Origin of the sequence: Sediminibacter sp. Hel_I_10 (assembly GCF_000688335.1) — a bacterium.
GTDB lineage: Bacteria > Bacteroidota > Bacteroidia > Flavobacteriales > Flavobacteriaceae > Psychroserpens.
Window position 1 is genome coordinate 1,533,114 of record NZ_JHZX01000001.1, and the last position, 25,608, is coordinate 1,558,721.

General features: G+C 37.5%; 21 protein-coding genes. 8 read left to right on the forward strand and 13 right to left on the reverse strand.

Annotated elements, in window-relative coordinates:
- Positions 1-9: 9 nt before the first annotated feature.
- Positions 10-888, forward strand: a complete 879-nt coding sequence (locus tag P176_RS0106875) for an energy transducer TonB (protein ID WP_026754012.1) — start codon at positions 10-12, stop codon at positions 886-888.
- 48 nt (positions 889-936) lie between these two features.
- On the opposite strand, the gene P176_RS0106880 is transcribed toward P176_RS0106875, so the two are convergent.
- Positions 937-1,239, reverse strand: a complete 303-nt coding sequence (locus P176_RS0106880; protein ID WP_026754013.1) for an isoamylase early set domain-containing protein — start codon at positions 1,237-1,239, stop codon at positions 937-939.
- A 300-nt stretch (positions 1,240-1,539) separates the two neighbouring features.
- Between P176_RS0106880 and P176_RS0106885 the strand changes: the two genes are divergently transcribed.
- From P176_RS0106885 to lspA, 5 genes are all read left to right on the forward strand, one after another.
- A complete protein-coding gene (locus tag P176_RS0106885) occupies positions 1,540-2,472 on the forward strand; it encodes a dihydrofolate reductase (protein ID WP_026754014.1) in 933 nt (310 codons plus the stop codon).
- Between the two features lie 24 nt (positions 2,473-2,496).
- Positions 2,497-4,059, forward strand: coding sequence for an NAD(P)/FAD-dependent oxidoreductase (locus P176_RS0106890; protein ID WP_026754015.1), 1,563 nt, complete (start codon positions 2,497-2,499; stop codon positions 4,057-4,059).
- An 86-nt stretch (positions 4,060-4,145) separates the two neighbouring features.
- Complete coding sequence (locus P176_RS0106895; RefSeq protein WP_026754016.1) at positions 4,146-4,706, forward strand: sugar O-acetyltransferase; 561 nt, start codon at positions 4,146-4,148, stop codon at positions 4,704-4,706.
- 32 nt (positions 4,707-4,738) lie between these two features.
- On the forward strand, positions 4,739-5,623 hold the full coding sequence (fabD, locus tag P176_RS0106900) for an ACP S-malonyltransferase (RefSeq protein WP_026754017.1): 885 nt from the start codon (positions 4,739-4,741) through the stop codon (positions 5,621-5,623).
- A 14-nt stretch (positions 5,624-5,637) separates the two neighbouring features.
- Positions 5,638-6,135 carry a signal peptidase II gene (gene lspA / locus P176_RS0106905; RefSeq protein WP_026754018.1) on the forward strand — a complete coding sequence of 166 codons (498 nt, stop codon included), beginning with the start codon at positions 5,638-5,640 and terminating at the stop codon, positions 6,133-6,135.
- A gap of 43 nt (positions 6,136-6,178) precedes the next feature.
- On the opposite strand, the gene P176_RS0106910 is transcribed toward lspA, so the two are convergent.
- The 4 genes from P176_RS0106910 to P176_RS0106925 all read right to left on the reverse strand — a co-directional run bounded on the left by P176_RS0106910 (position 6,179) and on the right by P176_RS0106925 (position 10,010).
- Positions 6,179-6,370 carry a hypothetical protein gene (locus P176_RS0106910; protein ID WP_026754019.1) on the reverse strand — a complete coding sequence of 64 codons (192 nt, stop codon included), beginning with the start codon at positions 6,368-6,370 and terminating at the stop codon, positions 6,179-6,181.
- Between the two features lie 162 nt (positions 6,371-6,532).
- Entirely contained in the window at positions 6,533-7,816 is a 1,284-nt protein-coding gene (locus P176_RS0106915; RefSeq protein ID WP_026754020.1) for an amidohydrolase family protein, read from the reverse strand.
- Between the two features lie 10 nt (positions 7,817-7,826).
- Entirely contained in the window at positions 7,827-8,849 is a 1,023-nt protein-coding gene (gene galE / locus P176_RS0106920) for a UDP-glucose 4-epimerase GalE (RefSeq protein ID WP_026754021.1), read from the reverse strand.
- 6 nt (positions 8,850-8,855) lie between these two features.
- Positions 8,856-10,010: a DegT/DnrJ/EryC1/StrS aminotransferase family protein gene (locus P176_RS0106925; protein WP_026754022.1), complete on the reverse strand. Its 1,155-nt coding sequence runs from the start codon at positions 10,008-10,010 to the stop codon at positions 8,856-8,858.
- A 122-nt stretch (positions 10,011-10,132) separates the two neighbouring features.
- Here P176_RS0106925 and P176_RS0106930 point away from each other — a divergent pair, with 122 nt between their 5' ends.
- Together P176_RS0106930 and P176_RS0106935 are read left to right on the forward strand one after the other, a co-directional pair.
- A complete protein-coding gene (locus P176_RS0106930; RefSeq protein WP_051605585.1) occupies positions 10,133-11,323 on the forward strand; it encodes a 3-deoxy-D-manno-octulosonic acid transferase in 1,191 nt (396 codons plus the stop codon).
- Between the two features lie 79 nt (positions 11,324-11,402).
- Positions 11,403-11,654, forward strand: coding sequence for a hypothetical protein (locus P176_RS0106935; protein WP_026754024.1), 252 nt, complete (start codon positions 11,403-11,405; stop codon positions 11,652-11,654).
- 99 nt (positions 11,655-11,753) lie between these two features.
- Here the strand turns inward: P176_RS0106935 and P176_RS0106940 are convergent, their stop codons facing one another.
- The 8 genes from P176_RS0106940 to P176_RS0106975 all read right to left on the reverse strand — a co-directional run bounded on the left by P176_RS0106940 (position 11,754) and on the right by P176_RS0106975 (position 25,605).
- Positions 11,754-12,554 carry an energy transducer TonB gene (locus P176_RS0106940; RefSeq protein ID WP_051605420.1) on the reverse strand — a complete coding sequence of 267 codons (801 nt, stop codon included), beginning with the start codon at positions 12,552-12,554 and terminating at the stop codon, positions 11,754-11,756.
- Positions 12,555-12,671: 117 nt separating this feature from the next.
- A complete protein-coding gene (locus tag P176_RS0106945) occupies positions 12,672-13,397 on the reverse strand; it encodes an energy transducer TonB (protein ID WP_026754026.1) in 726 nt (241 codons plus the stop codon).
- Between the two features lie 57 nt (positions 13,398-13,454).
- Positions 13,455-13,847: a VanZ family protein gene (locus P176_RS19095; protein WP_051605421.1), complete on the reverse strand. Its 393-nt coding sequence runs from the start codon at positions 13,845-13,847 to the stop codon at positions 13,455-13,457.
- The gene (gene gcvH / locus P176_RS0106955; protein ID WP_026754027.1) at positions 13,819-14,199 is read right to left on the reverse strand and encodes a glycine cleavage system protein GcvH; all 381 of its coding nucleotides are present in this window, start codon (positions 14,197-14,199) and stop codon (positions 13,819-13,821) included. The genes P176_RS19095 and gcvH overlap by 29 nt, the downstream gene beginning before the upstream one ends.
- 58 nt (positions 14,200-14,257) lie before the next feature.
- Positions 14,258-21,796 carry a cell surface protein SprA gene (gene sprA, locus P176_RS0106960; protein ID WP_026754028.1) on the reverse strand — a complete coding sequence of 2,513 codons (7,539 nt, stop codon included), beginning with the start codon at positions 21,794-21,796 and terminating at the stop codon, positions 14,258-14,260.
- Positions 21,797-21,800: 4 nt separating this feature from the next.
- On the reverse strand, positions 21,801-22,382 hold the full coding sequence (gene ruvA, locus P176_RS0106965; RefSeq protein ID WP_026754029.1) for a Holliday junction branch migration protein RuvA: 582 nt from the start codon (positions 22,380-22,382) through the stop codon (positions 21,801-21,803).
- Positions 22,383-22,439: 57 nt separating this feature from the next.
- Positions 22,440-24,743 carry an NADP-dependent malic enzyme gene (locus P176_RS0106970; RefSeq protein ID WP_026754030.1) on the reverse strand — a complete coding sequence of 768 codons (2,304 nt, stop codon included), beginning with the start codon at positions 24,741-24,743 and terminating at the stop codon, positions 22,440-22,442.
- A gap of 277 nt (positions 24,744-25,020) precedes the next feature.
- Complete coding sequence (locus P176_RS0106975) at positions 25,021-25,605, reverse strand: DUF4136 domain-containing protein (protein ID WP_197022155.1); 585 nt, start codon at positions 25,603-25,605, stop codon at positions 25,021-25,023.
- Positions 25,606-25,608: the final 3 nt, after the last annotated feature.

A 25,608-nucleotide genomic window follows, 5' to 3' on the forward strand; every position in this document is an offset into this window, starting at 1 on the left:
ATCGATCTTATGAACGGAAAACTTCCTTTATTTTTATTTTTGTTAGTTTCTAATATTTATTGTCAGAATCAAACACAGGAATCATCAGTAAAAGAGTTACAAGAAAATGAGAAAATTCGGAAAAGTCGATTTTTGATTTATCCAGGTTGCGAAAATCAAGATGATTTATATGAATGCTACTCAGATAAATTACAAGATTTTTTATCTCAAAACCTTAGAAATAAAACAAAATCATTCATAGTAGAAAATTCTGTAAGTGATACAATTGTTTTCCTTGCGAATATAAAATATAATAAAATAGGTAAGGTAGATTTTGAAGAATCAAAAATAACAGCTTTTATAAAGGAAGTGAATGGTTCTATCGATTCGTTAAAGTACATACTTCCTTCTGTCGTACCCGCAATGAATAGTGAAGGACATCCAATCGAGAATTCAGTTGCATATACAGTAGGTTTCATAATAAACCGAGACAAAATTTTGTTGCAACCAATATATGGGTATCAACCAAAATTAACCTTAAAACAGCATGACTTTCTTAAAACAAAATCTGAAACTCCGCCTGTATATCCAAACTGTGAAATTTATAAAGACCAGGCTCAATTGAGAAAATGCTTTTCTGAAAACCTCACAAAGCTCATACTGGATAATTTTGATTCTAAGAAGATCAAGGAGTCTCGTTTAAAATCAGGAATCTATAATATAACAGCTTCATTTAAAATAGAGACCGACGGTTCTATTTCAAACCATAAGGTCCATGCCCCTACAAAGCTTTTAGAAATGGAAACATTACGGATTTTAAGACGTATACCAACCATTACACCAGCTGAGGTAAATGGAAATAAAGTTATAACTCCATATTCTCTACCTATTACATTTCAGGTAAAATAAAAAGAGCCCAAAAAGGCTCTTTTTATTTTACCTGAAACACGCGTTTCTTTACAGACTCAACACACTATTCTCTGCACCGGCAAAATCATTCCAAGCGTAAGCATCTGCTTGATCATCGTTGATGTAAGTTGTGCCGTCAACCAAATATCTAAATTCGTAAGCGTTGTCTTTTTCTAAATCGACAGTGCCTTTGAAAGTTCCGTTCTTCAATTTTTTCAATTGAACAGCTTTCTTCTCGTTCCAATCATTGAAACTTCCAACTACTGCTACTTTTTTAGCTTCTTCAGCAGGCACAGCAAATGTGACCTTACATAGTGGCTTGCTCTTTAAGTATTTTTTTGTAATCGCCATAATCGTATATGAATTAATTTCTTCGACAAATGTATAAAAGAAATATGCTCGTTCAAATATTAGTATGTTCAAAATGAAAGATTTATCAATTTCATAATATTGAACTTCCTTTGCTATAGAAAAATAAACTTTTAATAGGATTCTCTAAGATATTATCAATAAAAATTACCGCTCTTAAATATTGATAATCAGCTTTTAAACTCTATAACGTTTGCGTATAAAGGCTTTTATAGACCAACTTAATAATTACATCGTTTGCGAAAAAAAGAGTAATTTTACTTTACGAAATTCTACAAAAACATGTTCGGAAAGAAAAAGCCCATCCCACAGATTGATAAAGAACAATTAGCACTTATAAAAAATGCTGAAAAACGAATCAAACAGAAAAAGCGATTGTACATTCATTTCGTCATTTTTTTAATTGGTGCGGTTTTCTTGATAGTCGCCAACACTGTGTTGGGAATAGGTAAAGACCTTTTGATTTTTGGTCTTGAATGGTTTGTGATTGCCATTATCTTATGGTTCATTCTGTTCATTTATCATTTTATAAGCGTTTTCATTACCAATAAATTTATGGGTAAAGATTGGGAGGATCAACAACGGGATTTGTTAGTGGCAAAGCAACAAGATCGAATTGATCAACTTAAAGCCGAATTTTTGAAAAAAGAGAGCAAGATCGCTAAAGAGCAGGCTTTTGATCAAATTTCAAAAACAAACGCTGCTCCTCAAAAAAAAAAATCTGAATTAACGCTCATTGCTGCTGCAGGAGAAGACAATGCTATCGGTAAGGATAACGACCTGATCTGGCATCTGAGTGATGACCTGAAACGCTTTAAGAGTCTAACTAATGGCCACTATATCATTATGGGGCGCAAGACCTTTGAAAGTTTTTCTAAACCATTACCAAATAGAACCCATGTAGTAATCACTAGACAAGAAGACTATCAGGTTCCAGAGGGTGTGATTGTGGTGCATAACTTAGATGATGCTATTGATGCTGCTCGACATGATCCTCAACCTTTTATTATAGGTGGTGGTGAAATTTATAAGCAATCTATTTCTAGAGCCGATAAGATTGAGCTTACCAGAGTTCATGAAAGCTTCAAGGAAGAGGCCGATGCTTTTTTCCCAGAATTAGATACCTACCTTTGGAAGGAAACCTTTAGAAAAGAGCACGGCAAGGATGACAAACACGATTATGCGTTTACGTTTTTGACTTACGAACGTCAATAAATTGCCTTACAATAAATTTATGACATGGTAAAGTCCCTACAACTCCGTATTACGCTTCAAGAAGAACGCCAATCGGATGTCTTGATTAGAAAAGCCTCCCAGAACCTAAATGTTAAGGTCGAGGATATTTCCGCAGTAAAGATATTGCGAAAATCAATCGATGCCCGAAAAAAACAGATCATCATCAACTACAAGGTGGAGGTCTTTGTTAATGAACCGGCCCCAGCAGATGCGTCTTACAAGTTCAATTACCAAGATGTTTCCAACGGTAAGCCCATTCATATCATTGGATTTGGTCCTGCTGGAATGTGGGCGGCCTTAAGGTGCATAGAGCTCGGTTACAAACCTATTGTTTTAGAGCGTGGCAAAAATGTAAAAGACAGACGTCGCGACTTAAAGGCCATCAACCAAGATCAAACGGTCAATGAAGATTCTAATTATTGTTTTGGTGAAGGTGGAGCAGGCACTTATAGTGATGGCAAACTTTATACCCGTAGCTTAAAGCGTGGTGATGTGCGTAAAATCTTTGAAAACCTTGTGTATCATGGCGCTACAGATCAAATTCTTATTGATGCTCACCCGCATATAGGTACAAACAAATTACCTAAGGTGGTTCAAAATATTAGGGAAACTATTTTAAAGTTTGGTGGTGAAATTCATTTTGAAACTCGTGTTGTTGATTTCGATATCAAAAATAATAGTATCAAAACCCTACGGCTTGAGAACGGCCATGAATTAAATGTAGACAAGGTCATTTTAGCGACGGGACATTCTGCTCGAGATATATTCTATCTTCTTGACGAAAAAAACATCCAACTCAAAGCCAAGTCTTTTGCTATGGGTGTGCGTGTAGAACACCCGCAACAAATTATAGATGGCATTCAATACAACTGTAAAGGCGAAGAGCGAGATGAGCTCCTACCGCCAGCAGCATATAGCCTAGTGGAGCAAATTAACCACAAGGGCGTATACTCTTTTTGCATGTGTCCTGGTGGCTTTATAGTTCCCGCGGCCACAGCAAATGGTGAAGTTGTGGTTAATGGGATGTCTCCTTCTAGACGTAATAATATTTATGCAAATTCTGGAATTGTTGTAGAAATTGATGCCGATCGCGACCTTTATAAATATGAGAATTTTGGGGCGTTAAAAGGATTGGAGTATCAAAAAGATTTAGAGCGCTTGGCTTTTACTGCTGGCGGAAGATCACAAACAGCACCTGGACAACGGTTAACAGATTTTGTTGAAGGTAAATTATCACCTCATTTAAATGCCACTTCCTACCAACCCGGACTTAATTCTGCACCGCTGCATTCCCTATTACCTAAAATGATTGGGAGCTCACTTCGAAAGGGGTTTAAAGCTTTTGGAGAAAAAATGCACGGTTACTATACTGAAGAAGCTAATGTTATTGGTGTTGAATCCAGAACCTCTTCACCAGTCAATATTCCCAGAACTGAACGCTTAGAACATCCTGAAATCTCAAATCTTTTTCCCTGTGGTGAAGGTGGTGGATATGCTGGAGGCATTGTTTCTGCGGCCATGGATGGTGAGCGTTGTGCTGAAGCAGCTTGCGGATTATTGGGCTAAACCGCTTCCTTACATTTAACATTAGAATGATATCTCAAATCACTTCGGAAATGTGATTCCTTTAGAATTTCAGAAAAACAAAAAATATGCTTACCGAAAAACAAAAAATGATCGCTGGCGAACTCTACAGGTCTCAAGATCCTGAATTGGTAAAAGAACACCAGCATGCAAAATTGCTGTTTCAAAAATTCAATGCCATGGATGATACCCTAAAAACACAACGTCAAGACATACTCTTGGCGTTATTAGGTGCCACTGGCGAGAACCTCTGTGTTGAACCGCCATTTTATTGTGATTATGGTTACAATATCAGTATGGGCAAAAATGTTTTTATCAATTACAACTGCTGTATTCTCGATGGTTCATATGTTCGCATTGGTGATAACTGCATGCTTGGTCCAAACGTTCAAATTTATACCGCGACACATCCTTTAGAACACAAGGCTAGAAATAGCGGTAAGGAATTCTCTAAACCCATAACTATAGGCCACAATGTATGGATTGGGGGCAATGCTACCATTTGTCCCGGAGTGACCATTGGCAATGGGGCTGTTATCGCAGCAGGAGCCGTAGTGACAAAGAACGTTTCTGATAACGTAGTGGTTGGAGGAAATCCGGCCAAAGTCATCAAAGCAATAAATAATTAATTCCTATTTTTGCAGCACTAATTAAGAACATCATGAACGCATATATATTTCCAGGTCAAGGGGCACAATTTTCAGGAATGGGCCTTGACCTCTACGAGAACTCATCTTTGGCACAAGAACTTTTTGAAAAAGCCAATGATATTTTAGGATTTCACATCACAGATATCATGTTTGAAGGCTCCGCAGAGGATCTTAAACAAACAAAAGTTACCCAACCCGCAATTTTTTTACACTCCGTGATCTTAGCGAAAACACTTGGAGACACCTTCAAACCAGATATGGTTGCAGGGCACTCTCTTGGTGAATTTTCTGCTTTGGTGGCCAATGGCACTTTAAATTTTGAGGACGGATTAAAATTAGTATCTCAGCGTGCACAAGCCATGCAAAAAGCTTGCGAAGCAAAACCTAGCACTATGGCTGCAGTCTTAGGTCTAGAAGACAGCATTGTTGAAGACGTTTGTGCGCATACAGAAGGCATAGTCGTAGCTGCCAATTACAACTGTCCTGGACAACTAGTAATTTCAGGAGAAGTTGAAGCTGTAGAAAAAGCATGTGAAGCTTTAAAAGCAAAAGGGGCAAGACGTGCTTTAATTTTACCCGTTGGCGGAGCCTTTCACTCTCCTTTAATGCAACCTGCTCAAGCAGAGTTAGCAGCTGCCATTGAAAACACTCACTTTTCAAAACCAAATTGTCCTATTTATCAAAACGTAACGGCATCAGCGGTTATTAATGAAATGGAGATAAAGGCCAATTTGATCTCACAATTAACGGCGCCAGTAAGATGGACGCAATCTGTACAACAAATGGTAGCCGATGGGGCACTTCATTTTACAGAGGTAGGTCCAGGTAAAGTGTTACAGGGTCTCGTGAAGAAAATCCACAATGGGGCTGAAACTGCTTCTACAACCTTTAACTAAGAAGTACACATCTCATGAAGTTATCCCGTACGGCAAGTATCTTACTCCTTATTATCCTTAATATTGCCATTGATCAAATTTCGAAAGTTATTGTAAGAGCAACGATTTCTCCTGGTGAGCGCATCAAGGTGATTGATGATATTTTTTTAATGATGAATGTTGAAAATGAAGGTGCTTTTCTAGGAATGGGAAGCGATATGAATGCTACACTAAAATTGATTTTTTTATTGGTGCTTCCTGTTTTAGTTTTAGGCTATCTTGTATACTACATCAATACGAACAAATCACTTGATAAACTTAGCTTGATTGCACTTAGCTGTATCGCTGGAGGCGGAATCGCTAATGTTTTTGACCGAATAGCCTTTGGCTCTGTAACTGATTTTTTCTACCTAGACTTTGGAGGAATGTTCCATACCGGAATTTTCAATGTCGCGGACATGTCTGTCACCTTTGGAATGATCGTGCTGCTATACACCAGCTTTTTTGCTAAAAAGAAAACAGTAAACGCATAAAAAAAACCTCAAAAAGAGGTTTTTCAATGTATGGATTTTCAGTTTATTTTGCGAGATTACAATCTTCGCAATCCTTAACTTCTCCGTAGTAAGTTTCTCGGTACTTATGAAGCGTTTTGTAAGGAATACTCATAAATTGCTTCTTAATGTAAGTCACATTAGTCATGAACGATCCCATCTTTCTTGTAAATCGTCCTTCGGGTTGTGTTTCTCTTTTAATGCTTATCAGTTTCATTGTTTATCCGTTATCATGAAATACAAAGAAACGAAGATTCTCGATAAAATACAAATTACAAGGGTTAATTGCTTGTTAAGCTTCTCGATTATAGAGAATAATGCAATAAATATATATTTTTTGTGATAAATCTATAATTAAAGAGGGGTAAAATTAGGAACTTCAAATTTTATTTTTGTAGATTTTTCCGTCTTTCATCACAAAAACAACGTTTTCCATAGTAGCAATGTTCACCGTAGGATCCTCGTTTACAGCAATAATATCTGCCACGAAACCCTCTTTTATCTGGCCTATTTGATCTTCCATTTTTAAGATCATGGCATTTGTAAGAGTTGCACTTTGTATGGCCTCGATAGCAGGCATACCTGCTTCAACCATAAACCCAAATTCCTTTCCATTTTCGCCGTGAAAAAAGACACCAGCGTCTGTCCCAAAGGCTATTCCCACTCCCATTTTATAAGCTTTCCCAAAGGTATCTTGAATTTTAGGTCCAATATGTAATGCTTTTGCAACAATCATCTCTGGATAGTAGTTGGGGATTTTCGCTTTTTCAGTAACAGCTTTTCCTGCGGTAATGGTTGGTACTAAATAGACATCATATTCTTTCATGAGTGCCATAGTTTCTTCGCTCATCAAGGTGCCGTGCTCAATGGTTTTTACACCTCCCTTTATGGCGCGTTGCATGCCTTCGTCTCCATGAGCATGTGCTGCAACGTGAAAACCGTAGTCTTTTGCCGTCTCACAGATTGCTTTTATTTCCTCTATAGAAAACTGAGGATTTTGTCCACTTTTAGCAACACTTAAAACCCCGCCCGTAGCTGTAATTTTAATTAAATCGGCTCCGTTTTTATAACGCTGTCTCACTGCTTTTTTAGCATCATCCACGCCATTAACCACGCCTTCTTTAGGGCCAGGATCTCCCATTAACGCTCTACTTGCTCCATTGGTAGGATCTGCGTGACCACCAGTTGTAGCAAGCGATTTTTCTGCGGTAAAAATTCTTGGTCCTTCTACTTTTCCTGCATTGATTGCATTTCTTAAAGACACGTTCACACCTGTCCCTCCTAAATCTCGAACTGTTGTAAAGCCACTCAAGAGCGTTTCTTTGGCAAAATGGAGCGAATTGAAGGCAACATCTGCATCATTTAAGGTGTACTCCTCAAGATAAGATCCTGGATTGGTTTCACTTTCAATGTGAACGTGCATGTCAATTAAGCCAGGCATTACCGTTTTAGATCTTAGGTCAATTATGGTGTCTTCAGAAGATGTGGCTTCAATATAACCATTTTCAACTGCAACAATTTTATCTTCTACAATGACAATGGTCTTTTCATTTAGAATTTTACCACTTTTGGTGTCTACCACCTTTCCGCAATGCAAATAAATGCTTTGTCCAACTGCTGAAAATGTTAGCAAGAGGACTAAAAATTGAATACAGGTTTTCATTATGTTGGTTTTATAGATTTCTAATCTTTTTCTCCCAATCCCATGCAGACTTCATGGCATCGTCAAGTGTAGATTCTGCTTTCCAACCCAGATCGCTATTTGCTTTATGAGTATCGGCATAAGCAGAAATCACATCTCCTTCACGCTTAGGAGCAAATTGATAATTGAGTGATTGGTTTGACACACGCTCAAAAGATTGAATTACCTCTAACACAGAGCTTCCTACGCCTGTACCAATATTGAAGGTTTCAAAATTAGAACTGTTCTTATTTGCGATAAGTCTCTTTAGTGCTACAACATGAGCCTTGGCCAAGTCAACTACGTGAATGTAGTCTCTTATACATGTACCGTCTGGTGTTGGATAATCGTCTCCAAACACAGACAAGCTCTCTCGAAGACCTGCTGCTGTTTGCGTAATAAAGGGTACTAAATTTTGAGGTACACCTATGGGCAACTCACCAATCTTAGCCGAAGTATGTGCGCCTATAGGGTTAAAATATCTTAAGGCAATAGCCTTTAATTCATTTTCTACCTTACAAACATCCTTTATGATCTCTTCCCCTATTTGCTTCGTGTTTCCATAAGGAGATTCGGCTGGTTTTATTGGTGCACTTTCAGTAATTGGCATTTTATCGGCCTGACCGTAAACCGTACACGATGAACTAAAAATGATGTTTGAAGTTTGCAGTCCTAGAACCGCTTTCAAAATATAAACGAGGGTATTTAGGTTATTCTCGTAGTAATGTAAAGGTTTTTGAACGCTTTCACCAACTGCTTTGCTTGCTGCAAAATGAATGACCCCTGAAATATCATCATGCCTTTGAAAAAAATCGATCAAAGCCCTTTGATCTTTCATATCAAGTTTCTCGAAAATTGGCGCTTTACCTGTTATGGCTGTTATGCCGTCAATAACCTTTAGAGATGAATTAGATAAATCGTCAATAATGACCACCTCAAAGCCTTCATTTTGAAGTTCTACCACGGTATGTGACCCAATAAAACCAAGACCACCAGTAACAAGAATTTTTTTCATTTTAATTTAAGCGTTTACGAAACTGATTACCGTTGTGGTAATAAATTCAATTTGATCGTCGTCTAGTTCGGTATGCATTGGTAAAGAGATGACCTCTTTTGCCAATTGATTGGTAACCGGGAAATCGGCTTCATTATACCGTGAATCTTTATAAGCCTTTTGCAGATGTAAAGGAATAGGATAATATACCCCGCAAGGAATTCCATTTTCGTTTAAATGCTTCACTAAACCGTCGCGAGTTCCATTTAAAATGCGCAGCGTATATTGATGAAATACATGACAGTCACAAGTATCACAAATACCAGAACACACATCACGACCAATTGGGATTACGATATGCTCCTGATCTTTAAAAGCCTTATTATATGCTCTCGCCGCATCTTGACGTCGCTTATTGTAAGTATTGAGCTGCTTAAGTTTAATATCTAAAATTGCTGCTTGAACAGAATCTAATCTCGAGTTCACTCCTACCACATCATGATGATAGCGCTCATACATACCATGGTTTACAATGCCACGAATGGTATGTGCCAGATCATCATCATTGGTAAAGATGGCGCCGCCATCTCCATAACAGCCTAAATTTTTTGATGGGAAAAAAGAGGTAGAAGCGACGTGACCTATAGTACCCGATTTTGCTTTTTTGCCATCACTATAAGTGTAATTTGCACCTATGCCTTGGGCATTATCTTCTATAACATACAGATCATGTTCTTCTGCTATTTCCATTATGGCTTCCATATTGGCACAGAGTCCAAAGAGATGTACAGGAACAATCGCTTTTGTTTTTGGAGTGATGGCTTTCTTGATGGCTTCAATGTCGATATTAAAGGTAGTCTCATTAACATCTACAAGAACAGGTGTTAACTGCAACAGTGCAATGACCTCTACGGTTGCTGCAAAGGTAAAATCTGCAGTAATTACTTCATCACCTGGCTTGAGTCCAAGACCCATCATGGCAATTTGCAAAGCATCGGTTCCATTCGCACATGGAATTACATGTTTTACGCCAAGATATTGCTCTAAATTTTTTTGAAACTCATGAACCTTTGGCCCGTTTATGTATGCTGTGGAATCTAAAACCTCCAGAACAGAGGCATCTACAGCGTCTTTTATTTGGTTATATTGACCTTTGAGGTCAACCATTTGAATTTTTTTCATACCCCACGAAATTACGAAAATCATCGCCACCAAGCAACGAATTTATTTCAAATACATTATTTTCGTAGAGAACTAACTAAGACATCTTGTACACGTTTGGCATCTATATTTTAGGTTTTATTTTGAAAATTCTCGCAGCATTCCATCCTAAAATTAAAAAAGGGGTGCTTGGAAGACGAGAAACCTTCTTGAAACTCAAAAATGACATTTTAATTACAGATCAAACGCTTTGGTTTCATTGCGCTTCTTTAGGCGAGTACGAACAAGGACTTCCCGTTTTTGAAGTGCTTCGAAAAGACTATCCTTCACACAAAATCATCTTAAGCTTTTTCTCTCCTTCTGGATATGAGATTCGAAAACATTCAAAAGTGGCAGATCTTGTCGTTTACCTACCATTAGACACTAAAAAAAATGCCATAAAGTTTATAGAACTCACTCATCCTGATCTTGTTGTTTTTGTAAAATATGACATTTGGCCAAATCTTTTGAAGCAAGTGAAAGCACATCAGATTCGTGCCATTTTAATTTCAGCTCGTTTCAGAAAAACACAAGCTTATTTTAAATGCTATGGAAATCGTCTTCGTCAATCTCTTTTTGCCTTTGGGCATATTTTTGTTCAAGATGAAAAATCACATCACTTATTGAAATCTATAGGTTTTAATTCTAGCACTATTAGTGGGGACACTCGTTACGATAGAGTCTACAATCAACTGCAACAAAATAATCAATTGGATTTTATAGAAGCATTTAAAAGCTCTGCAACTTGCATTGTAATAGGGAGCAGTTGGCCAGAAGATGAATCGATTTTGATACCCTATATTAATGAACGTGCCTCTGCCCAATTAAAATTTATCATTGCCCCTCACGAAATTCATCACAATCACATTCAAAGCCTCATTTCAAAACTTCAGGTCAAAACCATTAAGAAATCTGAAGTGGCAGAACATCACTTAGAGGATTTTAAGGTCTTAATTGTGGACAACGTAGGATTGCTGTCAAAAATATACGGTAGCGCCTCTATCGCTTATGTTGGTGGTGCGATGGGCAGTACTGGATTGCATAATATTTTGGAACCTGCTGTTTTTGGAGTCCCCATAATTATTGGTCAGAACTATGACAGATTTCCTGAAGCCAAAGCAATGATTGAGACTGCAGGTGTAACTTCGGTAAAAAATACAGAAGAACTAAGCACTGTTTTGAACACTTTAATTACGTCATCAGATTACTGTAAGGCAGAGGGAGAAAAAAATGCCGCTTTCGTAAACAAAAATAGAGGTGCTGTAAACCAAATTACAGATTACCTTCGTAATTAATAACATAATTATACAATCTGAATTGCAATTCAATTTAAGTTTATATTTTAGCCATCTATTTAACACTAAATTATTTATTATGAAAAAACCAATTTTGAACCTTGCCTTAGCAATAGCCCTTGTCGTTTCTGTTAGTTCTTGTAGAGAAACTAAAGAAGGTGCAGATAATGCTGCTGATGCTGTAGAAAACAGCGCGGAAGACGCTGCTGAAGCTACCGAAGGCGCTTTAGAAAAAGCTGGCAAAGCTATTGACAATGCGGTTGAAGAAACCAAAGAAGCAGGTGAAGCTGTTGAGCAAGCTGTCGATTCTATCGATGGTGAGAACAACTAAACACACCATAACTTTATAACAAAAGGCCTGATAATTTTATCAGGCCTTTTCATTTTATGAAAAAATTGACATTGATCTAAATCAATGCTTAATTAGAACTTAATCTTGTACTTTAAAGACAATAGGCAAGTTGTATAAAACCGAAACAGGCTTTTTCTGTTGCAATCCAGGTTTCATAACAGGTATTTTACCGGTCATACGCAAAGCTTCTTGCTCTAATCTCGGATGTGGAGCTCTGGTCAAGACTTCGGTGATTTTTCCAGATTTATCGATTTTAAATTGCACGTTGATACGCTGTACTCCCGAAAGGCCAAGCTCAGCCGCTAGACCGGTATCGAATTTTCTTTGAATCAATTGAGCTAATTTATCAGACATGCATTGAACACGATCCTTGTTATTGGTCATTCCTTCACAACCTGGATAAATAGGTACCATTTCAAGATCTCTCAAGTTGAATATTTCTGGTAGGGTCTCACCAACAGGTTCATCTTCATCTGTAAAAATAGAAGGATCAATAACAATACCAGTAGGCTGAGGTTTTGTAATTATATCTATTGGCTCTAATACAACATCATCATCTTTGATCTCGAACTTATTGGTGATCACTTGTTTTTTAACTTGCTTTACAGGTTCGACCTTCGGAATATCTGGCTCTGGAATATAATTTCTAGCGTCGAACGTGTGGTCTTCCGGAAGCAATCCCGCCAAATCTGGTTGCTTGTAGGTCTTATCCTCAAATTTCATCTCAAATAATCCGTAAGTACCCAAAAGGCAAAGAATTAATCCGATTTGAAAATACAAGGATGAGTTTTTTCGTAAATTTGCATCATGCTTTTGTGATTTTCGCACATTATCATTGCTCTGACCAGCAATGTCGTGCGTTTTTTTAAGATTTTTCATAATAGTTCTAATTTAAAATGTTAATGTTATGAGAAAATCACAATAAGCGTACCAAAGTAAAAATCCCATCTAATTTCTTAGATGGGATTTTGAATTTATAAGATATGTAATCTAAATTTAGTCTTGTACCTGAAATAAGATTGGTAAAGAATAGGGCACAATTACGGCCTTTCCTCTTTGTTTTCCAGGTTGCATTTTAGGTAATAAACCGATAACGCGCTGTGCTTCTTTTTCAAGACCTGGATGCGGAGCTCTTGCTCTAACACCAACAATATTACCTGTTTTATCAATCTTGAATATCACATTAATACGTTGTCTTCCTGAAAGCCCTAACTCACCAGCAAGTTCTGTATTAAACTTCCGGCTTACAAATTGAGTGATTTTATCAGACATACATTGCTTTTTAGCATTATTCCCCTTTTCATTTTCACATCCAGGGAACACAGGAACATTCTCAATTACTGAAAATGGCACCTCAATGTCTTCTTCTACCTCAGCAACTTCAACTTCCTCTACCTCAACAATCTCTTCTTCTTGACTAGTTTCGGTTGACTCAATTACCGTTTCTTCAATTTCCTTTTCATCTTCTACAATCTCAATTTCTTCGGGAACCTTTGGTGGCGGTGGTGGCGGTGGCGGTGGAATTATTTGTTGTTGGGTGATTGGAATTTCTTCATCTTCCAATTCACCTAAATCCAACTGACCAATATCAATAACTTCTTCTTCGTAAGACCTATAATTGATTGTCAAATACGTCAAAGTCATCATCAATGCCAGACCAACAGCAAAATAGAGCGAACTATTTCTGCTAACGTCTGATTTTGTATTCTTTTTAGGTTCCATGTGCTTTAAAAGGTTTTTCGAATGCTAAATTAACTAATTTTTTACCAAAAAAACAAGCTAAGCATTCATTTTTAAATTCATTCGTTTTCTTAAGACCAATGCTATTACAGCTAATAGAACTCCCAAAGAGTTCGCTAAAACATCATAAGCGTCTAAGGTTCTGTTCGATGTAAGAACATGTTGTAACACCTCAATAACAATGCCATAAACGATTACAAAAACAGCGGCATATAAAATTTTATGCTTTTTCTGCTTATAGCTAAAGTAGTTATAAGCTAATATGGTAAACATGCTATAGGCTATAAAATGATAGATTTTATCATCGTAACTAGAGCCCAACTCTGGCATCCCGCCAGTATTTATTAAACTACCAATGGTAAGCGCTGTAGCGTAGCCAATCACGAGGATAAGCGACCATTTCTTAAGCACCAACAAGTTCCTTGTAGGCATCTGCAGAGAGTAAGCCGTCTATTTGAGAAGCGTCTGAAAATTTTAATTTGATCATCCAACCTTTACCATAAGGATCTGTATTTACCAATTCTGGTTCATCCTCTAATTGTTCGTTAAATGCTGTAATTTCTCCAGCTAGTGGTAAAAATAAATCTGAAACTGTTTTAACGGCTTCAACTGTTCCGAATACTTCTTCAAGATCTAAAGTTTCATCTACTGTTTCTACTTCTACATAGACAATATCACCTAATTCGCCTTGTGCAAAATCAGTAATACCGACAGTAGCAGTATCGCCGTCAATCATTACCCATTCGTGGTCTTTGGTGTATTTTAAATTTGATGGTATGTTCATCTTCTAAAGATTTTTTATGTGTTCCACAAAAGTAATTTTTTTAGCAGTGAATTACTACTTAATTCCCAAAATTGTAGCGCAGGGTAAATCCAGATCTAATCGTGGTTTGTGGAAAGGCTGTTGATATTTCGTATTCTGAAAATGTATAGTCAAAATAGAAAATAGCCGTCAAGTTTTGGGTAAAAGCGTAATCTGCAGAGTATTTAATTCCCCAAATGGTTTGTCCTTGCGTCACCTGATTATTCTCAATGTCTAAATACCGAATAATCGTTTTGTTGTTTCTTACCGAAACATCCGCCTTCATATTTAAATCACTTTTTATAACCTGCTTAGGGCCTGCAAGCTTAGACCTAATTCTAAAGTCCTTGATGCGGTAACCTAAACCTAAAATATATTCATTTCCTCTAATTTCGGTCATTAAATTGTTATCAAAACTTAAGGACAAAATCCTGTCTTTTTTCATTTCAGCTAAAATCTTAACCGAATTTTTCATTTCAAAATCCAATCTGAACAATGGGCTAAACTGTTCTTCTAAATTGATATTGCTAAAAAGCGTACTACTCTTGAAATTACCAGATTGATCTAATACTTCATCTAAAGCTTGCTCCTCATAAGGCACTCCTGGCTGTAAATCTCCTGGTGCCAAATCAAGATTGGTTCTAAACTGATTAATGGTGTAATTTGAACGATACCCATGGGTTACAGAAAAACGTTTGAAGCGTTTTTTAAACCACTCCATCTTCATAAAGCCGGTATATTTTAATTGCCAATTCGGGATTGGAATATCCCTAAATGCAGAGAGGCCAATCTTGTCTGGGCTTGTACCCTTGTAAGCCGATAAAAATGCTGGTAATAAAACGCGTTGACTTGTTTTGCCAAATCCCAAAGGATAGCCTTCACCATCTACATCATAATTGGTAGTTCCATAAAATTCTCGGGCCAATCTATTGGCAATCACCAAACGGTTGCTTCTAAAATCATCAAAAGCTTGTGATTGGGTTTCATCACTTTTACTAAATGCCGTACCAATTAATGCTGTGGAAATACTAAAGTTTCCGAAAGTATTTGGGTTTAGACCTCTATAATCTAAAACACCATCGGTGCCTTCTTCTCCATTAGGCAACAAATAATCTTCTACCCTAAAACTTTCGGTTGTATTACTGGCGTAAGTTCTATTTCCTGTTAAATCAATCTTTAAATCCTCAACCAATTCAAGCTCTGCAGAAATATCTAAAATACGGTTGGTGGTTTCAGCGTATTGTTGGTTAAATTCTGGATAAACAGTTAACCAACCATTTCTAGCAGCTAAGTCTCTAATATCACCTTGACCTCCAAATGTAAAGCCAACGGTTGGTCGCAAAGTTCCGATAAAACCAGGTGTATTAAGGTAACCTGGCAAAAAGGTCCCGTTATTTTCTGTATAGTTTATTTGAACACGTTTTACCGCTGTTGCCAATCCTACCAAACTATTTAGAGCTTGCCTGCCAGCACTATCTTTATTTTCTGCAGGATCTTGCTGATCTTGTCGTTGTGAATCAAGTTTTTGAGAGGTTTGCTTTAAATCTCTACCCGGTGTTGCACGTCTGCTTGCTGCTCGTGTTGGTGCCTTTTTCTTTTTGACTAATCCAACGTGCTTATACAGGGTTTCCATATTAAAAGCCGAGTTGATATTGTGCGTGTTGGCATTTTGTATGGAGTTCCCTAAATTATAAGTGGTAAAACCTTGGCTCGGGTCATCTAGGTTATTCAAAACTTGAAGGTTATTATTTAAATCTGAACCCTTTTGCCATTGAAAATCTCCAGTATAAGAATAGGTTGCCCTTACAAAACTTAAGGTAGGAATCTTGTATAATGGAATCTCATAATTAATTTGTAATTGCTGACTTTGGATGTTTGGATCTCCTACGTCAAAAAAGCCGTCCCAAACATTACGAGTAGGATCCTGCCGTCCGTTAAGCTCGTCATTGATAAAATAATTACGAACAATATTATTATTTGAAGCCGTGAAATTCATGCTCAAGGCCTTGGTGAAATTATAATTAATGGTGTATTGTGAGTTGAAATTATAATTTCTACGGAATAGTTCATCTAAGCCAATATTACCGCCCGCCAACTCGATTTCCCTAAATTTCTGGCGGTTAAATTGCCTTACAATATCAGAATTTACAGAAAAACTTGTGGGGATCGGGTTGAAATTGAAGTCTTTTAAAATTTTCCAATACTTGCCTGTAAATAAACTGTCGTTCTTCTTAAAAGGCTCAATAGATAGTGGTACAAAATTGTAATTGTAATTGGCACCTGCTCTAATATTTTGATCCAATGATCTTGCAATCTCGAAATCGCGATGCTCTACCTGATTGTATGAATAATTAAACGTGAAGTTCTCCACATCATAAAAACGCGGTACAGTCTCACCTGTTCTTTGTTTTCTAACTCCAATGAAATTAATACTTTTTCGCTTGGTATAATCTTCAGATTGGGTTCTAATGGTTTCACGTTCTGCTTCAGATTCCGCTGCGTCTAATCTCGATTCTAACTTTAAATCTTGATAAAACTGATCGTATTCTGGAGTGATGAGCTCTTCACCAACACCGTAATTAAAAGGGATTTGAAGTCCCCATTTCTTCGGAAACAACTGCCCAACATTTACATTGGTAACCACATCATACTGTTGCACATCTTCTCGACTTCGCTCATTAGGACGCTGCTCTACAGAACCAAAACCAATGGTGCTCTTTCTTCCCGTTGCACTTATGTTTGCAAAGTCGGCAATATTACTATCTAAACCTGCCACGGCTGCCCAACCACCTTCATTATCCAAATCTGACAACCTCAACTCATTGAACCAAATTTCACCACATGCTGGCAATCCTGAAGTTCCTGGGTTTTTAACACCCACCATGAGCACTCTAATATCTCCAAAATTTGGATTTCCTTTAATAGCCACACGCTGCTGACCTAATTCTGTATAGGGCGCAAATTCATCAACTTCTGTTAATTGACCGTTGTTCACATCATAGAACGTAGGATCTATATCTGCCAAGGTTCCTGCTGATATCCCTAGTGATTTGATTTGTTCTAAAACCTCCAACGGTAAATTGATCTCATTAACCTCGGGCCAAACATTTTCAGCTACAATAGAGCCAGAAGATACTTGTAATGGCACTTCTATTTGATAATAGTTCTGTGTAAAATCATTACCCATCCTAATAAAACCTACCAACTCACCATCATTCAAACTGCCAACCTCTCCTTCTTCTGCGTGAATAAACATGCGCAAATTATTATACTGGCGCATATCTACATTAATGTTTTTATAAACCCCTCGGTAATCTTCTGGTTCTAAATCACAAACTTCAACTTGCAAAGACTGCTCATTTTGACGAATAATATTATTGTTATTGTTCAATTGCTCTAAAACCACACCAGGAGGCAGCACATAATTACCGTCATTATCCTGTAATCCAACCACACCTACATTTAAAGTGGTATTATCCCCATCATTATTAGGCTCATCATCCAAGGACAAACGGTAGCGTCTCCAATCACTTCTCACCAAATCTAAAGTAGCAAAACGCAATGTTGTGGTTTGTGTAAAATCAGTTAAAAACATACGCGCAAAACGCACCGATCTAATATCTGAAATTCCTCCTATAGCTTCAGTTGGCTCAGAAATCGGAATTCTAAATTGGTAGTAAGTCACTTGATCTGTAGAACCATTTGGCAAGGTAATATCACGCGTTTTAATATCGTTGATCTGAGGATTACCTGCGCTTAAAGATAGCGGAGTGATGTCTATTTCATATTGAAAATAGCTATCAATAGTGTTCATGGTATTATCTCGGTTGATGTCTTCTACATCTGGCTGAGCGGTGGACCCACGATTGGTATCACTAAAAGTATCTGGTGAATTTCCTTCTTGACCATTATATTGCCTATAACGCTGGAAGATATCACCTTCTCTATTTAAATAATACACGTAATTATCTTTAGAGGGATCTGGACCAAACTGTGGACCAAACCGCTCTATTTCCTGAGCATCATCATAACCATCATAACCTACATCTTGGTTGGTACGCGCTTCTCCGGCCGTATCAAACGTATAAATCAAAGATTGATTTAATGGTACCACAGCACCAAAAGAAGTTGGTGTTAATCCTGATATATCTCCATTCTCAGGTAATCCGTTCTCGTATTGTTTCTTTCCATCTTTAATAACGTCTTCGGAAATATTACCCAAATTGATAAACAGTTTACCACCATTTGTTGGTGCGTCGTCATTTAAAAACGGATCTAAAAGCCAGAATTCAATATATTCTACATTGGCCTGTTCAAAATCTGTAGAGGTAATTTGTCTTGTAATACCTGCCCAACTGTCTTGTGGATCGACGGTATCATCTGCTGAAGTCGGGTCAAAATTGTAAGGTCCTCTTTCCGTAGGATAATAGGTTAAATCTAAACTGTTGATGACCGTAGTTTGCCCCTGTGCAATATCTATTTCAGGAAAAATTTCATCAATAAAAATACGACGTGTATATAAGTTTGACACATCGTCATCATTAATTTCATTAGGGCGCTGGCTACTGTAGAATATAGGATCTATGGTGTACCAGTTTAATAGGGCACGGTCAAACCCATTTTGCAGTCCTGGATCATCCTCATCTGGAAATCCAGCATAAGTTTTTTCTAGATTTCTAGGTCGACTTGACAAAAACCAAGACAATGGCGACAGTAAACTTATTTCGCCTTGTGATCCTTCAAAATCATCCACATAGGCAGTTGCTTCATTATTAAAATCAGTGCCTTTTGGAGCACCTGGCTTAAGATAAGCTACCTCTCCTCTCACCGAAAGATTAGAAGGTACATCGGTATCAATATTTGGCAACTTGTTTGCCAATCTGGTCAAAAACGGTACTTCCGTTGAATAATTCCCATTGAAACCAAAAATCGTATTGTTAATTGGTTCTGTATTATAATTGGCCTTTTGGGTAATTGGTCGTTCACTTAAATTTAAAAGCGTAGCACCCATCACAAAATTCTCATTAAACTGATGCTCTACATTAAAGCCTGTAAATCGTCGTGTTTGCTGACCAAAAACGGCATTATTTTCTACGGAAACATTAATTGGTGTATTTGAGGCCTTTAAGGCTTCATCTATAATATTAACACGACCTATTTGATAGTTTACGGTATAATCTACACCTTCAACCAAGGTACGCCCACCAGCAGTTACTATAACCGAACCTCTTGGCACATTAAATGCTCCCAAAGGAATCCCATCGTCACCAGAAGATTTGTAACGTCCCTTAATTTGAAATTTATTCTTTTCCGCTTCGTCTAAAGCAGCTGTTTTGGTCTGCTTATAGAGAATGTCATAAACGTATTTTTGCTGATTGAGGTTATAAGGATTAGGGCCAGCATCATCATCTTCGTACTGATAATCGCTTTCGTTGTCTTGAGTGTCTCCATCATCATCCAAGATATCAAAAAGGTAGCGGCCGAAAGGCTCTACTTTTGTAAAGACGATTTTTCCATTTTGGGGAATGACCGTTGTACCAGGTACAAAATCGAAAAAACCATCACCACCAACCTGAGGATCATTGTTAAAATTTAATCGGTCTAAATGAAACAGTCTGATAAGAGGTACATCCTGAATTTCTGAATCATCAGAATCTATAAACTGTGAGTTATTATCGAATATAGGAAATGCAGTGCCATCAACTGGTGTAATGTAGTTTAAAGGAGAGGTTTCGTTATAAAAAATGTTCAACTTAAAATCCTCTCGCTCCAATTGAAACGCCCCCGTATCATAAATGTTTTTCATCATCAAATCCCAAATAGGTTGGTTCACATTTGTAATAGGACTCTTCAGCATTTTTACAATCAAACTTTGGGTAGTTCCTTCGGCAAAAAAGAAATTATCATTGATCCCGTCGTTATTTAGGTCTGGGCCATTATCAATTACACCATCACCATCAACATCGGCATCTGCAGCATCTCTTATCCCATCCCCATCGGTATCTGGACCATTTTCAATCACACCGTCACCATCGGCATCGGCATCAATATCATTAGGTATTCCGTCGCTATCAGTATCATTACTAGCACCCGCAGTAGAATTCACGCCCCCATTTGCAAATTCTCCAACTTGATATACTGTACCTCCCACTGTATACTGAAAGGCAACAGCTAAAATTTCGTCATTCAACAACCGCTGGTTTAAGGAGATGTACCCTAATTGCTGGTTAAGTACGTAATCTCGACCTTGCTGCAGTTGTTTGGCATTTTCTAATTTTCCAAAATCAAAACCTTCATTGGCAGGTGTTAAAATACCTTGTTCTACAGTGGTGACATCTCTCACTGCCGCAGATAATAATGACCCAGCACCACCAATATTAGTAGGATCAAATGCATTATTCTCGTTATCTGGAAATGGTCCCGTCCCTGGGGTAATAAAACCAGCAGGAGGATTGGTTAGCCCAATGTTATCATTATCAGGATTACTCGCATCATACTCAGACTCACCCAAATCTTGAAAAGCCACTACATTTCTAACATTATCGGTTTGATTACTTCTGTTGGTTACCCAAACTTCAATTCGCGTTACTTGAATATTATTTTCTACAAAAGGATAGCGCAAAAGAGACCTGTCATAAGTATCTCTAAAGTAATGCGCCAAAAAGTAGTGTCTATTTTCATCATAATCACGTGCAAAAAACTCAAACTCATCTAGAGTCCCACCACCTTGTGCGGTAACCGACTGTGACTGTGATTTTTGTTCAGAAAATATGGCGGTAACCGTAGTCTTGCCAAACTGTAATTGGGTTTTAACCCCAAAAAGACTTTGCGCTCCCGTAATCAAAGAACTGTTTATGGGCATGGCCACGTTACCTACTTCAATTTTTCTTACGATATCATCTTCAGTAGGCGTGTATTCTAACTTTACCAAATTTTGAAAGTCGAACGTAGATTCTGTGTCGTAGTTAGCAGTTACCTGAAGTCTCGTTCCTACTTTACCCAATAAACTTAGACTGATACGTTGGTCAAAATCAAAGGTAAAATTACTTCTGTTTCTTGGGGAAAAGGTAGGATTATCTTGTTTGGTAAACAGAACACCCAAGTCCATCTCTACAGTACCTTGTGGGATGACCTCAATGGTGTTTCCACCAAAAATAGTTTCAAAAAAACCTGAATTGACATAAAATTCTGGAAGTAAGTTTTTTTGTTCGTCCCCAGTACCATCTTTAATACCAGCAATAGCATCCATTTTTTGCTTGTAATAATTGCGTTGCTGCTCTGCCAATACCAATTTCTGGTACTCTTCTGGCGTTAAGATGATGGGGTAATTTATATTGAATTTACCTACGGTTTCGGTATAGATATAACGGTCTGTTGCAGGGTCATAAGTATATTTGGAAACAATACTTTGGGGGTTAGGAATTTTAATATTTCCGAGGGAATAACCTGTTTTTGTAGAATCTGTGTCGTCTGGATCTGGATCGTCTTGTGAAAAAGAAGATTGGCTTACAAAAACCAAAAAGGAAATTACAATAAGACGCTGTAATGACTTTGAAAAAGTGTCGTAAGTTGAAATCAAATCCTTATAAATTTTTTAAAGCTTGCTTTATAATGGTCTCTACATTTGCCTCTGGCTGTTGCGCAACGACTTTGTCGATAACACGTTCTGCTTGCTTTTTCGCAAACCCTAAAACTTCTAAAGCAGATAACGCTTCATCTCTACTTGTATTGTTTGGACGAATAGAAACTTCATCGATATCATAAACTTTAAGAACCTTGTCTTTCAAATCTAAAATAACTCTCGCGGCTGTTTTTGCCCCAATGCCTTTTATTGACTGAATCAAAGCAACATCGCCGTGAGCAATACCTTCCTTGACTTGTTGAGGAGTCAAAGAAGACAACATCATTCTGGCTGTATTGGCTCCAATACCACTTACCGAAATCAATAGCTTAAATATCTCACGCTCTGCTGTAGACGCAAAACCATACAAGGTATGTGAATCTTCACGAACTAATAAGTATGTATATAGTTTGAGATGTTCCTGATCTGGAATCTGTGAAAACGTGTGCAATGAAATATTAAGAAGATAACCTACGCCGTTGCAATCTATAACAACATCTGTAGGATTCTTTTCCACTAATTTTCCAGCAATGTGGGTAATCATGAGGCAGTCTGAGTTAAAGAGCCAAATGTAATAAAATTATTTACATTATAAAGTGACTCATTTGGCTGATGTTGTTTGCCTTTGCTTTTCTCTTTTTTCCTTTTGTTGCGCATCAATTACAGCAATAGCAGTCATATTTACAATCTCATCAACACTAGCACCCAATTGTAAAATATGCACCGGTTTCTTCATGCCCATCATGATAGGACCAATAGAATCGGCCTTATTAAGCTCTTTCAAGAGTTTATAAGTAATATTTGCAGATTCTAAATTTGGAAAAATCAACGTATTCACTTTTTTACCGGCCAGCTTCGAAAACGGAAAAATCTCCTGAAGCATGTCTTTATTTAAAGCAAAATCGGTCTGTAATTCTCCATCAACAATTAAGCTCGGATGTCTTTTATGCAAGTAATCTACTGCTTCTCTCACCTTTACCGCCGTTTCATTTTTTGAAGAGCCAAAATTAGAATACGAGATCATAGCCATGACAGGCTCCATTCCAAACATTTTTACAACGCCTGCCGTCATCTGTGCAATCTTGGTTAAATCTACGGCTGAAGGATTGATGTTGATTGAGGTATCACTTAAAAACATTGGTCCGCGTTGCGTCATCATCACATTAGTTGTTGCAGCACGGGTTGAACCCTGGTCTAGGCCAATAACCTCTAACATAGGTTTTACTACAATTGGATAACTCCTAGAATATCCTGAAATAAGTGCATCTGCATCCCCTTCATTAATCATCATTGCGGCGTAATAATTACGCTCACGCATTAATTTTTCTGCGGAATACAATGTAACGCCTTTACGCTTTCGCTGTTCCCAGTAAACTCTAGCATATCGGTTTTTACGTTCTTCTTCATCGTCAGATTTTGGATCAAGGATTTCGATGTCGCCTTCAAAGTCGATTTCTTCCATCAATTTCAAAATCGTGTCTTTTCTTCCCAATAAAATCGGAACAGCAATGCCTTCGTCATGAACAATTTGCGCCGCCTTTAACACCGCCATTTGATCTGCTTCAGCAAAAACCACGCGCTTAGGTTCCATTTTTGCTCTGTTGATCAGAAGTCTAACAATTTTATTATCAGAACCCAAACGCTCTAAAAGCTCATCTCTATATTTATCCCAATCTTCTATGGGCTCTTTAGCTACTCCACTTTCCATAGCCGCTTTTGCTACCGCTGGAGGTACTTCAGCGATAAGTCTAGGGTCAAAAGGTTTTGGAATAATATAATCACGTCCAAAAGTTAAACGTGTTTCACCGTAGGCAATGTTAACTTGTTCTGGCACAGGGTCTTTTGCCAAATTGGCTAAAGCGTACACCGCCGCCATTTTCATTTCCTCATTAATTTTTGTGGCTCTAACATCTAGAGCACCTCTAAAAATAAACGGAAATCCTAATACATTGTTGACTTGGTTAGGATGATCACTTCGTCCTGTAGCCATAATAATATCCTTTCTTGTTGCCACGGCAATGTCATAAGGAATTTCTGGATCAGGATTTGCCATCGCAAAAACGATAGGATTATCGGCCATAGCCAATAACATGTCTGGGTTAACAATATCTGCCATAGACAGGCCAATAAAGACATCGGCATCTGTCATGGCCTCCATTAGGGTGTCAATTTTTTTATGGGTTGCAAACTCTGCCTTTTCGGTAGACAACTGCTCACGGTCATTTCTAATAACGCCCTTGCTATCTAACATGACCATATTCTCACGTTTTGCTCCACAAGCTTGGTATAAACGAGAGCAAGAAATCGCAGCGGCTCCTGCACCACTAATCACGATTTGAACGTCTTCAATTTTTTTGTCTGCTAATTCTAGTGCATTGATCAAGGCCGCCGCAGAGATAATTGCTGTACCATGTTGATCATCATGCATTACCGGAATATCCAGTTCTTCTTTGAGACGACGTTCAATTTCAAATGCTTCGGGCGCTTTGATGTCTTCTAGATTAATACCACCAAAGGTTGGTGCTATATGCTTTACGGTTGCAATAAATTCTTCAATGTTTTCTGTACCTACTTCAATATCAAATACATCAATATCTGCAAAAATCTTAAAGAGCAATCCTTTTCCTTCCATTACCGGTTTAGAGGCTTCAGGGCCGATGTTACCTAGACCTAAAACTGCCGTTCCGTTAGAAATTACGGCTACCAAATTACCTTTTGCGGTATATTTATAAACGTTGTTTACATCTTTCTCAATCTCTAAACAAGGCTCTGCCACTCCTGGAGAGTAGGCTAAAGACAAATCTCTTTGCGTAGCGTATTTTTTGGTTGGAACAACTTGTATTTTTCCTGGAGTAGGTTTAGCGTGATATACTAAAGCCTCACGACGTCTGCTTTGCTTGCTCATAAAAACTTAGATTTTTGTTGAAAAATTGACAACCTATAAAACAAAGGTAATAATACCAATAGTACTTCAAACAATTATCTTTTTTAATGTTCAACTTTTGTAAATACAATAATTTGTGGAGCGTATTTTTCAAAAAAAAGGGTCATCTCAAATCAACATTTGAAATGACCCTATGTAATATGGGTGTAAACTGATATTAAAATCACATTGTAAAGCATCAAACCATTGCATCTGATAATAGCAACTCTAAGCTTGATGTTTACTTATGACAAGTACTCTATTTTACTTTCGGAAACTTTTCAAACATGTCATCTACAAATTTGGAGATGGCTTTAGATTCATTTTGTTTAAAGATCAGGTCTGACGCTGTGCCTTTCCAAATCACATTTTTAGTAGCACTGTCAACTAAATTTAAAACCAATGTGCCCTCCTTGTACTTATTAACATCTGTTTCATAGCCTACAACATTATTAAAGGTGTTGTAATCATAATAATAGTAATTCTGGTAATATGGACTAACGGCATAACCACTGTTATAATATCTGGGATATCTAGCATATACAGGCTCTCTAGTGACTGTTTTCTCAACGTCGGTCATGGTGCTTAATAGTACCAACAGATCTGGATTATCTCGATCTATATCGTAACCTTGTTTTTTCATATTTTGATTGATATTATCAATTACCTGCAAACCGACAGTATTATCATCTTCAAATTTATTAAACTCATCAAAATTGCTATTTGGCAAATAAGCAAAGGTTTCAAAACTTCCTAAATCTTTACTGCTCATTTTCTCTGTAGTTACCTTTGGCCCGCAAGACATTATTACTAATAATGCGACATAAATAATTCCATTTTTCATTCT

Bases quoted from the DNA above. Each gene is read 5' to 3' on its own strand.
- P176_RS0106940 (WP_051605420.1), bottom strand. From the start codon at position 12,554: ATGAAAAATCTTAAAAAAACGCACGACATTGCTGGTCAGAGCAATGAT.
- P176_RS0106890 (WP_026754015.1), top strand. From the start codon at position 2,497: ATGGTAAAGTCCCTACAACTCCGTATTACGCTTCAAGAAGAACGCCAA.
- P176_RS0106875 (WP_026754012.1), top strand. From the start codon at position 10: ATGAACGGAAAACTTCCTTTATTTTTATTTTTGTTAGTTTCTAATATT.
- gcvH (WP_026754027.1), bottom strand. From the start codon at position 14,199: ATGAACATACCATCAAATTTAAAATACACCAAAGACCACGAATGGGTA.
- lspA (WP_026754018.1), top strand. From the start codon at position 5,638: ATGAAGTTATCCCGTACGGCAAGTATCTTACTCCTTATTATCCTTAAT.
- P176_RS0106895 (WP_026754016.1), top strand. From the start codon at position 4,146: ATGCTTACCGAAAAACAAAAAATGATCGCTGGCGAACTCTACAGGTCT.
- fabD (WP_026754017.1), top strand. From the start codon at position 4,739: ATGAACGCATATATATTTCCAGGTCAAGGGGCACAATTTTCAGGAATG.
- galE (WP_026754021.1), bottom strand. From the start codon at position 8,849: ATGAAAAAAATTCTTGTTACTGGTGGTCTTGGTTTTATTGGGTCACAT.
- P176_RS0106880 (WP_026754013.1), bottom strand. From the start codon at position 1,239: ATGGCGATTACAAAAAAATACTTAAAGAGCAAGCCACTATGTAAGGTC.
- P176_RS0106885 (WP_026754014.1), top strand. From the start codon at position 1,540: ATGTTCGGAAAGAAAAAGCCCATCCCACAGATTGATAAAGAACAATTA.
- P176_RS0106925 (WP_026754022.1), bottom strand. From the start codon at position 10,010: ATGAAAAAAATTCAAATGGTTGACCTCAAAGGTCAATATAACCAAATA.
- ruvA (WP_026754029.1), bottom strand. From the start codon at position 22,382: ATGATTACCCACATTGCTGGAAAATTAGTGGAAAAGAATCCTACAGAT.
- P176_RS0106945 (WP_026754026.1), bottom strand. From the start codon at position 13,397: ATGGAACCTAAAAAGAATACAAAATCAGACGTTAGCAGAAATAGTTCG.
- P176_RS0106970 (WP_026754030.1), bottom strand. From the start codon at position 24,743: ATGAGCAAGCAAAGCAGACGTCGTGAGGCTTTAGTATATCACGCTAAA.
- P176_RS0106910 (WP_026754019.1), bottom strand. From the start codon at position 6,370: ATGAAACTGATAAGCATTAAAAGAGAAACACAACCCGAAGGACGATTT.
- P176_RS0106975 (WP_197022155.1), bottom strand. From the start codon at position 25,605: ATGAAAAATGGAATTATTTATGTCGCATTATTAGTAATAATGTCTTGC.
- P176_RS19095 (WP_051605421.1), bottom strand. From the start codon at position 13,847: ATGCCTACAAGGAACTTGTTGGTGCTTAAGAAATGGTCGCTTATCCTC.
- P176_RS0106915 (WP_026754020.1), bottom strand. From the start codon at position 7,816: ATGAAAACCTGTATTCAATTTTTAGTCCTCTTGCTAACATTTTCAGCA.
- P176_RS0106935 (WP_026754024.1), top strand. From the start codon at position 11,403: ATGAAAAAACCAATTTTGAACCTTGCCTTAGCAATAGCCCTTGTCGTT.